Origin of the sequence: Sphingomonas sp. BK580, from assembly GCF_014194975.1 — a bacterium.
GTDB lineage: Bacteria > Pseudomonadota > Alphaproteobacteria > Sphingomonadales > Sphingomonadaceae > Sphingomonas.
In genome coordinates, this window is sequence record NZ_JACIAY010000012.1 from 79191 (window position 1) to 93031 (window position 13841).

Genomic DNA, 13841 nt, shown 5'->3' on the forward strand with positions numbered 1-13841 from the left:
GCCGGGTCACATCAGTGGGGCACCTCACGCCTCCCGCGCACCGATCCCGCGGCAGCGGTCGGAGCAGTAGCGGACCTGCTCCCAGTCGCGCGCCCATTTCTTGCGCCACGCGAAGGGGCGATGGCAGCTCGCGCAGATCTTCTCGGGCAGATGCGGTTTGCGGTGCGCCATGCGGCACCAACCCGCGAGCGCGCGCGCCGCTCCGCGGTGGCGCTAACCGGATGACAACCTAGCTCCTTTACCAGCCGGCGCACCGCTTGCCGAGAGTGATCGCGCCGCCATGACCCAGCTCCGCCCCCTCGTGCCGCTCGCCGCGGCCTTCCTGCTCGCCGGCTGCGGCGGTGGCGGCGGCCCGGCCGGCGTCGCGAGCGCGGTGGTGGTGGCGCCGTCCGCGGCGCCGGTCGTCACGCCCACGCCGATCCCCGCTCCGACGCCGACGCCGCCTCCCGCGCCGGCCGCCACGCCGGCGCCGGTCGCGACCCCCGTCGCCGCGGCGCCCGGCGTGCAGTCGGTCGTCTATGTCGGCAACGACGTACCCGACCTCGCCGCCTATGAGGCGTGGCTCGGCCGCGAGACCGACGGCGTCCAGCTGTTCAGCGGCCGCAATGGCTGGGCCGACTGGTCCGACTCGATCGGCTGGCTTGCCGACCGCTGGAAGAACGTCGCGCGCACGCATTACTGGTCGATCCCGCTGTTCGCCGAGGGCGGCACGCTCGCCGCCGCGGCCGCGGGCGACTATGATTCGCGTTGGCGCGCCGCCGCCGCGGCCCTGCTCGCGAACAGCCCCGGTGACTCGACCATCGCGGTGCGCACCGGCTGGGAGTTCAACGGCGACTGGCAGCCCTGGGCGGCCAAGGGCAAGGAGGCCGACTATCGCGCCGCCTACCGCCGCTTCGTCGCCAGCTTCCGCGGCGTGTCAGGCCGCTTCCGCTTCGAGTGGACCCCCAACCTGGGCGACTTCGGCACCAACCCCGAGGACAGCTACCCCGGCGACGACGTCGTCGACCTGATCGGCATGGACTTCTACTACAAGCATGAGTGGGATCCGGCCGATCCGGTCGCCGCGTTCAACTACAAGGTGTCGGAGCGGTACGGCCTCGCCTGGCACCAGGACTTCGCCGCGCGGCACGGCAAGCCGACCGCTTATGCGGAATGGGGCGTCAGCCGCGACTCGGACGCGCCCTATGTGACGCTGGCGCTCGCCTGGTTCGCCGCGCACAAGGTGGTCTACGCGTCCTACTGGAACTCGAACGCCGATTATTCGGGCAAGCTGAGCGACAATCAATATCCCTTGGTGGCGAGCGCCTATCGCACGCTGTTGGCAGGTAAGTGATGCGCGCCAGTAGCTTGCCCGGAGCGAGCGGGACCGGGGCGGCGCGCTGGCTGAACCGCGGCTAACGCGCGCATTCAGCCCGCGCTCAAGCGCCGGCTCCTATCCCGAGCCTCGTCGCGGCCGACCGGCGCGCGGCGGGTGAGGGACAGGAGCTGGAACGATGCTGGGGAAATTCTCGGTCGCCATGGGATCGGTCGCGCTGGCGGCGGCGGCGCTCACCCCGGTCGCGGCGCAGGCACAGCGCTATCACGAGCGCGAGGTCTATGAGCGCGACTATGATCAGCGCGACGACGACCAGCGCCGCTACGACGACGACGGCTATCGCGACCATGCACGGGCCTATCGCCAGGCCTATCGCGACGGCTGGAACCGCGAGCCCGCCTATGGCTACGACGACCGCGGCTACGAGCGCTACGAGCGCCGCGTCTACGACGACCGCGGCCGCTACGACGATCGCCGCTACCGCTACGGCGGGGGGCGCTGCCAGAGTGGCACGACGGGCTCGATCGTCGGCGCGATCGCCGGCGGACTGCTCGGCCGCACGATCGACCGCGGCGGCGACCGCACGCTGGGCACGGTGCTCGGCGCCGGCGCGGGCGCGCTCGCGGGCAACGCCGTGGAGCGCGCCGACAACGGCGATTACTGCCGGCGGTGAGGAGCGCTGCGGGCCGGGCGGAACGGCGTCCCGGCCGGCCGAGCTGGGCGGTCCCGCCATGCGGGTGCGCGGACGATCCTCCCCTCCCAGGCGAGGTGGCGCGCGCGGCGTGACGGAGGGGTGCCTACCGTCACGAGTCCAGCGACCCGCACGAACCGCGACACCGCTCCCTCCGGCCTCCGGCCTGCCACCTCTCCTTTCAGGACAGAGCTTCTAGGCGACCGAGGTCGTCGCGGTCGCGCTCACCCCGCCGCCTCCGCGTGGCGCACGATCTCTTCGCACACAGCGTGGGTGCGCAGGATCGCGTCGGCATCGACGGGGCGGCGCTCGCGCGCGGCGATGAGGAAGTCGTCGCACATCGCCTCGAACCCGCGCTGGCGACCGACCGCGGTCCAGTCGCCGCGACGCCGGCGCTGCTGCGTCCCCGCCGTGTCGATCCGCTCGGCGAGGTCGAGCACGGTGTGGCGTTCGCCCGCCCCGAGCACGTCGAGCCGCTCCTCGTCGAGTCCGCTGTCGCGGTGCATCACGCCGATCGCGGCGAAGCCGTCGCCCGCGAGCGTGAGCGTGACCGCGTGGAGCAGCCCGTCCGTCATCTGCGTCTCGACCACGCGCCGTCGCACCGGCGCGGGCGCGAGGAAGTGCAGTGTGTCGACGACGTGGATGAAGTCGTCGAACACCACCCGACGCGCGCGGTCGGGCTGGCGGTGGCGGTGCTTCTCCAGCATGATCAGCGAGCCACGCCCGCGCAGCGCGGCGTAGTCCGGCGCGAAGCGACGATTGAAGCCGACCATGAGCGGCGCGGCGCGGCGCCGCGCCTGCTCCACCAGCACCTCCGCCGCCGCGAGCGTGTCGGCGAGCGGCTTGTCGACGAAGGTGGCGATGCCGCGCTCGAGCAGCGCCGCGACGAGGTCCGGGTGCGCCGGCGTGGCGGCGTGGACGAAGGCGGCGTCGAAGCGGTCCGCGGCGAGCGCCGCGTCGAGGCTGGCGTGCTGGTGCGCCAGGCGATGCTCGAGTGCGACGTGCGCGCGCACCGCCGGGTCGCGCGTGGCGACGTGCAGCTCGATGTCGCCGCGGGTCGCCAGCACCGGGAGGTACGCTTTGCGGGCAATGTCGCCCAACCCCACCATCAGCACGCGCATCTTCGTCTCCGCCGGTCGAGCGTGCGCCCTAGCGTGCGGCGGGCGCGGGCGGCAATCGGCGGGTGCGGGCGGGCGAGGGCCGCGCCCCCGCCCGCCGCGCGGATCACTTCTTCGTGCGCGCGCGCTTCGGCGCCGCGGCGGCCGCGGCGTCCTCCTCCTCGTCGGGCTGCTCCTCGCCCGCCTCGCTCAGCGCCTCGCCGAGTGCCTTGAGCTTGTCCTGCTGCTTGTCGGCCTTGTCCGCGATCTTGGTGGTCGCAGCGCCGAGGCGGTGGAGCAGGTCGTGTACGCGGTCCGCGTCGGGCTCACCTTTCTCCAGCTGCTTGCGCAGCGAGGCGAGGTCGCGGAGGATGCCCTTGGCGCCGGGCGTGTCCACCTCGGCCAGCGCGGCCTCCCAATCCTCCACCATCGTCGCGCCCTTGGCAGGCTTGGTGCTTTCCAGGCCGCGGTTGATCGCGTTCATCGTCCCGGCGAATTTGACGGCCATGTCGGACTCCTTCTCATCGCCGGGTCAGTCCGGCGCTCGTCAACGACGCGCACGCGGAAAAGAACCCAAGTATAACAACTAAATCAACCGTCCCCCCCGGGCTCAGGCGCGGTCCCGCCTGATGGTTAACGAAGTCGTCATCACGCCGTCACCGCGCGCGCCGAGACCCGGCGGGTCCACGCCACCGGGACGGGGCGCGAGGGACGGAGCGGGGGAAGAGCCATGAAGACGATGCTGCTGCGCGCGGGACTGATCGCTGCCGTGCTCGGGGCCACGCCGGCCGGGGCGACGGGCCTGCTCGACCACTATACCGTCAGCTACGCCAAGCCGATCGACACCCAGGAGGCCAGCGCCGTCGCCTACGACTGGGACACCCGGCGGCTGATGGTCACCAACGACGAGGAGGACAAAACCGGTCGCAGCGTGTGGGGCGAATATGACCTGGCCGGGAACAAGACCGCCACGATCATCCTCAACGGCTGTCTCTCGCTCGGCTCGGCGCAGTGCGATCCCGAGGGGCTCGCCTATGTCGGCGGTGGGCGCTACGCGGTCGCCGAGGAGCGCTACCAGGACATGGCGCTGATCGCTGAGGTGAGCGCTAGCGGCGACACCCGCACCTACACCGCTTATCCCGACGCCCCTACCGTGAGCGTCGGCCCGAACGCGGGCAACAGCGGGCTCGAGGGCATTGCCTATGACCGCGCCACGGGCGCCTATTACGGGGTGAAGGAGACCTCACCCCAGACGGTGTGGCAGATCACCGACGTCGACTTCACCGGCGGCACGGGCACCGTCAGCTCGCTGTTCGATCCCGCGCCGCTCGGGCTCAACCGGCTGTCCGACATCGCGGTGCTGTCGAACGGAGCGCTCGCCGGCACGGCCTTCGGCGACAACCTGCTGCTGCTCAGCGGTCGCTCGTTCCAGCTGCTCGAGGTGACGAAGGCGGGCGCGCTGGTCAGCTCCTACGATCTGTCGGGGTTCAAGTCGCTGGTCGATCCGGCGAACCAGGGCGGCAAATTCGAGGGCGTCACGCTCGACGACGGTGGCAACATCTATCTGGTCAGCGACGACGGTGACGGGCCCAACCAATCCTATCTGGTCAAGCTCGGCTACACCGCCGCGGTGCCCGAGCCGGCGACCTGGGCGATGATGATCGCCGGTTTCGCGCTGGTCGGCGGCGCGCTGCGGCGGCGGCGCCCCGCCGCGCTGGCCTGAGCCGCCCCTCCGACGCGGCGTGCCGCCCGCGTCCTCGATCGGCCTAGGTGCCGGCGGAGCCGCGGGCGGCGCGGCGCATTATGGCATCATCGCCACCGGGAGACGACGATGAAGGCCGCGCTGCTCGCTTATGCCCTGTTCCTTCCGCTGAGCGCCGCGGCGCAGAGCAGCCCCGAGGACAATGACAAGCGGCCGGTCGCCGCGCATTTCTACGAGCTCACCCCGCGCAAGCCGGGCGCCGACTTCGCCGCCTCGCTGCGCGTGCCGCGCGGCTATCGCGCCGCGGTGTGGGCGAGCGACCTCGGCAACGCGCGGATGCTCGCGGTCGCGCCCGACGGCTCGGTGTACGTCAGCCGCCGCTCCGAGGCCGACATCATCCGCCTGGTCGACGCCGATGGCGACGGCCGCGCCGACGGCCCGCCGACCGTGATCGTCAACCGGCCGGGACTGCACGGGCTGACGATCCACGCCGGCCAGCTCTACTTCATGACCGCGCACGAGGTGTTCCGCGCGCCGCTCCGCCCCGACGGCGGGATCGGCGCGGTGGAGACGCTGATCGACGACCTGCCCGACGCGGGGCAGCACCTCAACCGCACGCTCGCGGTCGGTCCCGACGAGATGCTGTACATCAGCGTCGGCTCGACCTGTAATGCCTGCGACGAGTCGAGCCAGGAGAATGCGACGCTGCTGCGCGCCAGTCTCGACGGCAAGCGCCGCTCAGTCTGGGCGTCGGGGCTGCGCAACACGATCGGCTTCGGCTGGCACCCGCGCACCGGCGCCTTGTGGGGCTGGGACCAGGGCATCGACTGGCTCGGCAACGACATGCAGCGGGAGGAGATCAACCTGATCGAGCGCGGCCACCGCTACGGCTGGCCCTATGTGTTCGAGGACGGCCGGCGCAACCCGCAGGACGAGCCGCCCGGCGGGCTGACCGCGGCGCGCTGGGCCGCCGCCTCGACCGCGCCCACGCTCATGCACGTCGCGCATTCGGCGGGGATGCAATGGGCCTTCCACCCGGGCGGCGGCTTCGGCCCTGACGCGGCCGGCGACGCCTTCGTCGCGTTGCGCGGCAGCTGGAACCGCAAGCCCGCCTCGGGCTACGAGCTCGCGCGCGTGCGCTTCGACGCCGCCGGGCGCCCGACGCGGGTGGAGAGCTTCGTCAGCGGCTTCATGAGCCGCGACGGCACCAGCCAGTACGGCCGGCCGTGCGGCGTGGCGGTGCTGCGCGACGGCTCGCTGCTGCTCTCGGACGACGCCAACGGCATCCTCTACCGGATCAGCTACGACGGCGCCACGGGCCAGCCCGCGCCGCTTGAGCCGCCGGCGGGGCCGATGCGCGAGCAGGCGGCGCGCGGCACCAACGTGCCGCTCGCGCTGGCGCGGCCCGAGACCGCGGCGCGCGGCGCGGCGATCGCGGTCACCGCCGATGCCTTCGCCGACCAGGGCATGATCCCGCGCGAGCACAGCGAATATGGCCTCGGCATCTCGCCCGCGCTGCACTGGGGCGCGGTGAACGGCGCGGCGAGCTACGCGATCCTGGTCGAGGATCCGGACGGCTCGGCCAAACCGGTGGTGCACTGGCTGGCATGGAACATCCCGGCGGCTACGAACGCGCTGCCGGCCGGGCTGCAGGAGCGTGACCGGCTCAGCGGCGGTGCGCTGGAGGGCATGATGCAGGGCGCGACGACGCGCGGCACGGTCGGCTGGTACGGCCCGCGTCCGCCGAAGGGCGACCGGCCGCACGCCTACCACTTCCAGGTGCTGGCGCTCGACCGCATGATCGAGCTGCCGCTCGGCGCGACGCGCGACCAGTTGCTCGCCGCGGCGGCGGGGCACGTGCTCGCGCGCGGCGAGATGGTGGGGCGGTACGCCGAGGCGGCGGCGCGATGACCGACGACGCGGCGCTCGCGCTCCTCGGCGACGACCAGCCCCCGGTAGCCGGGGGACTGCTCCGCGCGCTATGGCATGGCACACGCGGCGAGTGGGAGGCGGCGCACGCGATCGCGCAGGACGAGCCGAGCGCCGAGGGGGCCTGGGTCCACGCCTGGCTCCATCGCGTCGAGGGCGACGATGCCAACGCGGCCTATTGGTACCGCCGCGCCGGGCGCCCCGTCGCCGCGGGGCCGATCGACGCCGAGGCGCGCGCGATCACCGCGTCCCTGCTGCGCGGCACGGGCGGGCGCTGGGCCAGATCGACATCGAGCTGATTCACCCCTTTCCGGGGAGGATCGGTAAGGCTCTCCCTCAATGTCGGTACCATCTGGCGCAGGACGGGTCATCGAGCGCATGGCTTCGGCGAAGGTCGCAGCGTGGGGCCGCCCGCGGTCACGCGTCTGGTCCTGCGCTCCCGCCCGCGCCGAAACACCGCGCTCTCGTCCGCACGCGCGCGACCTGCGGATACCCCGCCGCGCCCGGCGGTTCCCTCGATCATGCCTCACCTCCGTCTCGCCGCCGCGCTCTGCCTCGCTCCCGCCGCAACCTTTCTCCCCGCGGGCGCGTCGGCGCGCGATGTCGCGCTCGGCGCCGACCTCGAGCGGTTCGCCTACCCCGCGCCGGTGCACTGGTTCGCCGCCGACTCGCAGGGCGCGCACGTGCGCATGGCCTATCTCGACGTGCCGCCGTCCGCCGCGCCCAACGGCAGCACCGTGGTGCTGCTCCACGGCAAGAATTTCTGCGCCGCGACCTGGTACGACACCGCGCGGCGCCTCGCCGCGGCGGGTTACCGCGTGATCGCGCCCGACCAGATCGGCTTCTGCAAATCTTCCAAGCCAGCGGGCTATCAGTACAGCTTCCACGCCATGGCGGCGCTGACCCGCGCGCTGCTACAGCAGGCGGGGGCGGGCCGGGTCGTGCTCGTCGGCCATTCCACCGGCGGCGTGCTCGCGACGCGCTTCGCGTTGCTCTATCCCGACCGGGTCGCGCGGCTGGTGCTGGTCAACCCGCTCGGGCTCAACGACACGCTCGCCGAGGGGGTGCCCTACACCGACCTGGGCGCGCTGCGCGTCGAGGAGGCGAAGACCAGCGCGGCCACGATCAAGGCCTATCAGCTTCGCAACTACTATCACGGCAGCTGGCGCCCCGCCTACGACCGCTGGGTGGCGATGCTGGCGGGGCAATATGCCGGTGCGGACGGCGACCGCGTGCGCGACGCGCAGGCGCGCCTGTCGGACATGATCCAGACCCAGCCCGTCGCCGCCGAACTGCCGCGGCTGACGGTCCCCACCGTGCTGCTGATCGGGCAGCGCGACCTCACCGCCTTCCGCGCCGGCTCGGCGCCGCCCGAGGCGCGCGCGGCGGTGCGCACGGTGCCGCAGGCGGCGGAGCAGGCGGTGGCGCGGATCCCCGGCGCGCGGCTGGTACGGCTCGACTCGCTGGGCCACGCGCCGCAGGTGGAGGATCCCGCCGCCTTCTTCGCGACGCTGCGCGAAGTGATCGTCCCGTCCGAGCGCTGAGCGGCCGGTGGAAGCGGCGCCTCGACGAAGGCGCGGCGGGCGGCGTCGCAGCGAGCGGCGGAGGACGAAAGGGGTACCGCGTGGTGGGTCCGCCGGGGCTCGAACCCGGGACCTCTCGATTAAAAGTCGCTTGCTCTACCGACTGAGCTACGGACCCTCACGCGGTGCGCGCCGGCCTAGGCACCGCGCGCGGCTTGGTCAACCGGGCTTGGAGCTGGCGAAGCGTCCGCCCGCTCGCCGGGTCGCGCCAGCGCGGCGCCAGCGCGGCGGCGGGCGCCAGCACGAACGCGCGCGCGCGATAGGCCGGGTGCGGGATCGTCAGCCGCGGCGAGCGCCACCGTCCGCCCGACCACAGGATCACGTCCAGGTCGATCACGCGCGCGCCCCAACGCCGCCCGCGACGCCGCCCGAAATCGCGCTCGATCGCCTTGAGCCGCGCCAGCAGCGCCTCGGGCGGCTCGTCGCTCGCGATCAGCGTCGCGCTGTTGGCGAAGGTCCGGATCGAGGGGCCGAGCGGCGCGCTGGCGCGGATCGGCGCCGCCGTCCCGCCGAGCAGCGCCAGCGCCGCCGCCACCTCGGCGCGCGGGGCGCCGTGACGCCCGCGCCGGTTGCTGCCGACGCCGATCACATAGCGCTGCGCGTCGCTTGTCCGCTTCATGCCGGTGCGCCTATCGCACCGCGATGGACTTGGCACCCTCTCCGCTCGCCGCGACCGAGCCGCCGCCCGACTGCCCGCGCTGCCCGCGCCTCGTCGCGCTGCGCGAGCGGCTGCGGCTGGAGCAGCCCGACTGGTGGAACGCGCCCGTACCCGCGCTGGGCGACGCGGCGGCGTGGCTGGTGATCGTCGGGCTCGCGCCCGGCCGCACCGGCGCCAATCGCACCGGCCGCGCCTTCACCGGCGACGCCGCGGGCGCTCTGCTGTTCGCGACGCTGGCGCGCCTCGGCCTCGCGACCGCCGATCCGGACGGCGGCGCGCCGACGCTGGCGGGCGCGCTGATCCTCAACGCGGTGCGCTGCCTGCCGCCGGAGAACAAGCCGACCCCCGAGGAAGCGCGCGCCTGCCGTCCCTTCCTGGCCGCCGCGGCGGCGGCGCTGCCCGCGGCGCGGGTGTACGTCGCGCTGGGGCAGCTGGCGCATCAGTCGACGATCAAGGCGCTCGGCGGCCGCCTGCCCAAGGCGCGCTTCGCGCACGGCGCTGAGCACCGTCTGCCCGATGGGCGCGTGGTGATCGATAGCTATCATTGCTCGCGCTACAACCAGCAGACCGGGCGGCTGACCCCGGCAACGCTCGACGCGGTGTTCGCGCGCGCGCTCGCGCTGCGCGGGGGCTGAAGGCGGGCAGTCCGCGCGACGACGCGACGCAGCGGAGAGTGCGGTTCCCCGCCGCGCAGCGGCTCAGCTCGGATGCGCCTCCGTCTCCGCCTCGGCGCGCGCCTCGGTGCGGTGCGCGACCGCGCCGCCGACGGCCGCCATGGCCCAGCTCGCCAGCCGCTCGGAGAGCCAGCCGATCGCCGCGCCCGCCACCACGTCGCTGGCGTAGTGCGCGCCGCGCGTCACCTGCAGCGCGCCCGCCGCGCCGGCGGCGAGCCGCGCCGGCACGGCCGCACCGGGCACCTCGCGGCGCACCGCCTCGGCGATCGCCACCGCGCCGGCGGTGTGGCCGGAGGGGAACGCGTTGCGCGTCGTGTCGTCCGTGCCATGGCCCTTCGCCACGGTCGGGTGGTCCCCGGCGGCATTGGGACGCACGCGATCGACGCTCGCCTTCATCACGGTCTTGAGACCGGTGGCGAGCAGGTGGCTGGTGACCATCCGCGCGCCGCTGCGCGCCAGAACCGGCCGGCGCAGCACTGCCCCGAGCGCGAGCGTGCCGAGCCCGAGCGCGAGCAGCGGCGGCTCGTCGGTCGCCTTGGCCAGCGGGGTGAGCGCGCGTACCGCGGTGCTGCCGGCGAGCGCGCGCACCGGGGCGAGCGCGTCATGCTCGCGCGCCGCCGCTCGCTCGACCGCCTTCTTCTTGCCCATCGCGCCGTCCCCGCTGTCGTCCGTCGTCGGCGCTAACGGTCGCGGGTCGGTGCGGGTTGCGGCGCCGTTCCTCGACGAGAGCGTCATCCTTCACGGGTGCCGGACACCACGGTGCCGCGTGCCCGGCGGCCGCGGCCGTGGCGGGTCAGCGGACCCCGGGGACCAGGAACGTGCGGCGCGCGCCTGGCGGACGTCACCCCGGCCCCTCACTTCGCCTTCTTCGCCATCGCCGCCGGCACCACCAGCTTGACCGCGTCGTCGGGCGCGTCGTGCAGCTTGAGGTAGAGCGCGCCGTCGATCGGGTGCGGCACCGTCAGCTCGCCGCCGACGAAGCCGAGCGGCACGTTCTGTGCTTTCTGGAAGCCGGCGTCCTCCGCCACCTGCGCGATCAGGAACAGCTCCGAGCCGCGCAGCGCGCAGGTCGCGCCCTCGCAGCGCAACTCGGTCAGCTCGGGCAGCCGCACCACGCGCGCCAGCGGCTGCCAGTCGCCGACCAGCTCGCCCTGCACCAGCCGCAGCTTGAGCGGCCCCGTCGCCGCGGCGCCGAGCGCCTCGCGCGGGGTGAGGCTGGCGACCGCGACGTCGCTGCCGATCAGCTGAAGCTTGCCGCTGGCCACGCTGAGCTTGGCGCTGGCGCTGTCGTCGGCGGTCGCGACCTCGATCAGGTCGCCCGCGCTCAGCCGCGTGTTGACCGCGCGCGCCGAGAAAGTGAGCGTCGCCTCGGGCGCGAGGGCGAACGCGGGCAGCTCCAGCGCGAGCCGGCCGGGGGTCGCGGGCGCGGCGACGCTGCGGCTGACCAGCTCGAGCCGCGGCCGCGGCGGGGTGATCGTGGCGCGCACCGCGGTGGTGCGCCCGTCCTTGAGCGTGACCTTGGCGTCGCTCGTCCCGGTCGGCACCGTCTCGGTATTCGCCTCGGTGGTGAGCGCGAGCCGGTCCCCGCCGCTCATGTCGCGTGACAGCGCACCCGCGGTGAAGGTGAGCCCGGCCACCTCGAGCGAGGCGACCTGATCGAGCCGCGCGCCGACCAGCCGCCCCTCCTTGTCGCCGGTGTAGAGCGTGAAGCCCTCGAGCCGGCTCGCCTCGCTCTGTCCCTTGAGCGTCAGCTGCGCCGGCGCGCTGGCGCCGAAGTGCGAGACCAGCAGGGTGAGATCGCCCGGCCGCGCGCGCTGCAGCGGCAGCGTCGCGGTGATCTCGTCGGGCGCGCTGGCCTTCCACTCGACCGGCTTGATCGTGCCCGAGCGGTCGCGCAGCGCGACCTGCTCGACGCAGGCGGCGGCGCCGCCGCGCAGCGTCAGCGGCGCGTCGCGGCCGACCACGACGGTGTCGTCGGGCTTCGGCTGCCACGCGGCGGGGGCGCCGTTCTGGAGCGGGAAGCGCGGGCCGGTGAAGCTGTCGAAGCCCCAGCGGCCGGTCAGCACCGCCTCGCCGATGGTGCTGCCGCCCAGCTTCTGCGCGTCGGGCCCGACCACGAGGCCGCCGCGCTCGGCGTCGGCCGCCACCGGCAGCTCCACCGTCCTGCCGTCCGCCAAGGCGAGGCGCAGCGTCAGCGCGCGCGCGTAATCGGTCGCGAACACCAGAGGCGCGTCCTCGAGCGGGAGGACCAGGCCGGGCTTGGCGAGACACACCGCGTCCTTGAGCGCCGCACGCAGCGGCGGGGGCGGCGACGATCCGATCGGCGGCAGCGGCGCGACCAGCACCGACTTGGGGTTCTGGAACGACGGCGGCGTGTTGAGCTGGAGCCGCAGCCGCGTGTTCTGCCCCACCGCCAGCGCCGGGGCATATTGATAGTCGGCGCTGCGGAACACGCCGAACAGCCGCGCGAAGTCGCGTGCCAGTGAGATATAGGGGCTGAACTCGCCCGCGCCGCCCTCCTTGGTGGCGGCGAGGCTGTAGGCGAACTGCGTGGTGGTGCCGCCGATCACGTCGATCATCGAGGCCGCGCCGCCGCCGGTCTGGAGCACCATGCCGTCGCGGTTCTGCGTCAGGCACGAGGCCTGGAGCGCGCGGCTGCGCGCGAGGCAGTCGGCGTTGAGCTTGATGCCGAGCGAGCCCGCGAGCGCGGTGGAGACGGGGACGAGCCGCTCGGGCGCGCTCTCCTCGACGCGCGCGACGCCGTTGACGAAAGTCTCCAGCCGGGCGCGGTCGAGCGAGGCCTGGTAGAGGTCCTGCGCGGCGCGGACGAACACGCCGGGGCGGCCGCGCACCGCCTTGACCAAGGCGTTGTAGCCCCCGCCGGTCTCGGGCGCCATCAGCGCGATCGCCTGCTGCGCGCCCTCGGGCACCTTGACGCTGAGCGTCGCCTTCTTGGGGTTCCACGTCTCGGCCTCGTAGAACCAGTTCTTGGGCGGCGGGTTGGTCGCGCCGCGCAGGAAGACGAGGACGAGCAGGTAGCGCGCGGCCTGGTCGGCGGGGAGGTCCGCCTTGAGCTCGAGCTGGTCGCCGATGCGCAGGGAGGGCACCTGGCCGATCGGCAGCGTCACCTTCTCGCGCGTCACCGCCATGGTCAGCGCCGGGCCGGCGAGGTCGAAGCTGTTGCCCTGCGCGCTAGCGGGAAGGGGCGACAGCACGAGCGAGGAGAGCGCCAGCAGCGCCGACAAGCGTTGAAGAAGAAGCCGCATCACCCCTCGCTATAGCCCAGCCGCGCACGCCCGCGCCACCGCCGCCGTGGGTGGCGCGCGATCTGGGCGAGGATGCGGCGGCGCGGTGGGGATGGTGCGGCGAGGGCGCGCGCGGGCGGGCGCGAATGTATGAGTCCTGTTGGAGCGAATGTTGCGAATGTTGAGTCACGGGCGGGGTCGCGCGCGGGACGGGGCGAGGGCGGCGGGAACGGCACGGCGCGATCTTAGCCGGAGGCGGGCGACGTAGGACAGCGGGCGAGCGCACGGTAGCGGCGGGCCCGCGTCTCGCCGGATTGAGCCAGCGGGACGTGATAGTCGTGGTGAAAATTGGCGGCCACGGCGTTGATTAAGAGATAGTTTCAGCGGTGCCACCCACAATCAAGCACTTATTAAAGTTCGTTGGACCCGCATTTTATACATAAGATAACTGCCGAAGCGCCGGCGTCTGTGCCGGCGTTGGGAGTATCGGTCATGCGGAAGTTCGGCCTGTGCATCTTGGTGGCAGCCTCGATCGCGAGCGCACCCGCCTCCGCGGCTAAGGTCTCGATGACGTTCAAGAATTTGAGCAACAAAAGGATCAGTGTAAGCAAGACAAGTTTCTGTGGCACTCTATCGCCCACTCCCAGCGACATAAATCCTGGGGAAACGTCACTTAAATCCAGCACTGATTGCGGTCCCGGAGTTTCGTCCGCTTATGTCGATTACAAGAACGACGCTGGAGTGTGTCGCTTCGTGATCAGTACGATCTACACCAACCCCAATTCCGTGACCGGGGCGGCGGGCTACTGGACGGGTACGGCGAACGCGACCGCGAACTCGGGCTCACCCACCTGCAAGGTGGAATCGAAGGACACGACGACCACCGCCACGGATGGCGACTTCGCCGCGGTCTTCTCGATGAAGTGACTGCGCGCATCAGCGAACGG

At 72.9% G+C, this 13841-nt stretch carries 14 protein-coding genes and 1 tRNA gene; 8 read left to right on the plus strand and 7 right to left on the minus strand.

Annotation, left to right across the window (positions count from 1 at the left end; all coding sequences use genetic code 11):
* Window positions 1-24: 24 nt before the first annotated feature.
* A complete protein-coding gene (locus FHY05_RS18215) occupies window positions 25-171 on the minus strand; it encodes a DUF2256 domain-containing protein (protein ID WP_183945861.1) in 147 nt (48 codons plus the stop codon).
* 109 nt (window positions 172-280) lie between these two features.
* Between FHY05_RS18215 and FHY05_RS18220 the strand changes: the two genes are divergently transcribed.
* Window positions 281-1333 carry a glycosyl hydrolase gene (locus FHY05_RS18220; RefSeq protein ID WP_183945862.1) on the plus strand — a complete coding sequence of 351 codons (1053 nt, stop codon included), beginning with the start codon at window positions 281-283 and terminating at the stop codon, window positions 1331-1333.
* A 160-nt stretch (window positions 1334-1493) separates the two neighbouring features.
* Complete coding sequence (locus FHY05_RS18225; RefSeq protein ID WP_183945863.1) at window positions 1494-1988, plus strand: glycine zipper 2TM domain-containing protein; 495 nt, start codon at window positions 1494-1496, stop codon at window positions 1986-1988.
* Between the two features lie 242 nt (window positions 1989-2230).
* Here the strand turns inward: FHY05_RS18225 and FHY05_RS18230 are convergent, their stop codons facing one another.
* Window positions 2231-3127, minus strand: a complete 897-nt coding sequence (locus FHY05_RS18230) for a Gfo/Idh/MocA family protein (protein WP_183945864.1) — start codon at window positions 3125-3127, stop codon at window positions 2231-2233.
* 103 nt (window positions 3128-3230) lie between these two features.
* A complete protein-coding gene (locus FHY05_RS18235) occupies window positions 3231-3611 on the minus strand; it encodes a hypothetical protein (protein WP_183945865.1) in 381 nt (126 codons plus the stop codon).
* Between the two features lie 231 nt (window positions 3612-3842).
* On the opposite strand from FHY05_RS18235, the gene FHY05_RS18240 reads away from it, so the two are divergent.
* From FHY05_RS18240 to FHY05_RS18255, 4 genes are all read left to right on the plus strand, one after another.
* Entirely contained in the window at window positions 3843-4826 is a 984-nt protein-coding gene (locus tag FHY05_RS18240; RefSeq protein ID WP_409321846.1) for an SdiA-regulated domain-containing protein, read from the plus strand.
* A 108-nt stretch (window positions 4827-4934) separates the two neighbouring features.
* Window positions 4935-6716, plus strand: coding sequence for a YbhB/YbcL family Raf kinase inhibitor-like protein (locus FHY05_RS18245; protein WP_183945866.1), 1782 nt, complete (start codon window positions 4935-4937; stop codon window positions 6714-6716).
* Window positions 6713-7033: a hypothetical protein gene (locus tag FHY05_RS18250; protein ID WP_183945867.1), complete on the plus strand. Its 321-nt coding sequence runs from the start codon at window positions 6713-6715 to the stop codon at window positions 7031-7033. Before FHY05_RS18245 ends, FHY05_RS18250 begins: the two co-directional genes overlap by 4 nt.
* 222 nt (window positions 7034-7255) lie before the next feature.
* The gene (locus tag FHY05_RS18255) at window positions 7256-8278 is read left to right on the plus strand and encodes an alpha/beta fold hydrolase (protein WP_183945868.1); all 1023 of its coding nucleotides are present in this window, start codon (window positions 7256-7258) and stop codon (window positions 8276-8278) included.
* Window positions 8279-8359: 81 nt separating this feature from the next.
* Here the strand turns inward: FHY05_RS18255 and FHY05_RS18260 are convergent.
* Window positions 8360-8435 (minus strand) — tRNA-Lys (locus tag FHY05_RS18260).
* Window positions 8436-8936, minus strand: a complete 501-nt coding sequence (gene folK / locus FHY05_RS18265) for a 2-amino-4-hydroxy-6-hydroxymethyldihydropteridine diphosphokinase (protein WP_183945869.1) — start codon at window positions 8934-8936, stop codon at window positions 8436-8438.
* A gap of 23 nt (window positions 8937-8959) precedes the next feature.
* Here folK and FHY05_RS18270 point away from each other — a divergent pair, with 23 nt between their 5' ends.
* Window positions 8960-9610 (plus strand): uracil-DNA glycosylase family protein, encoded by a 651-nt coding sequence (locus tag FHY05_RS18270; RefSeq protein WP_183945870.1) that lies wholly within the window; start codon window positions 8960-8962, stop codon window positions 9608-9610.
* A 63-nt stretch (window positions 9611-9673) separates the two neighbouring features.
* Here FHY05_RS18270 and FHY05_RS18275 read toward each other — a convergent pair whose 3' ends face one another.
* Complete coding sequence (locus FHY05_RS18275) at window positions 9674-10297, minus strand: phosphatase PAP2 family protein (RefSeq protein WP_183945871.1); 624 nt, start codon at window positions 10295-10297, stop codon at window positions 9674-9676.
* A gap of 206 nt (window positions 10298-10503) precedes the next feature.
* Window positions 10504-12915, minus strand: coding sequence for a hypothetical protein (locus FHY05_RS18280; RefSeq protein ID WP_183945872.1), 2412 nt, complete (start codon window positions 12913-12915; stop codon window positions 10504-10506).
* Between the two features lie 732 nt (window positions 12916-13647).
* Between FHY05_RS18280 and FHY05_RS18285 the strand changes: the two genes are divergently transcribed.
* Complete coding sequence (locus tag FHY05_RS18285; RefSeq protein WP_183945873.1) at window positions 13648-13821, plus strand: hypothetical protein; 174 nt, start codon at window positions 13648-13650, stop codon at window positions 13819-13821.
* Window positions 13822-13841: the final 20 nt, after the last annotated feature.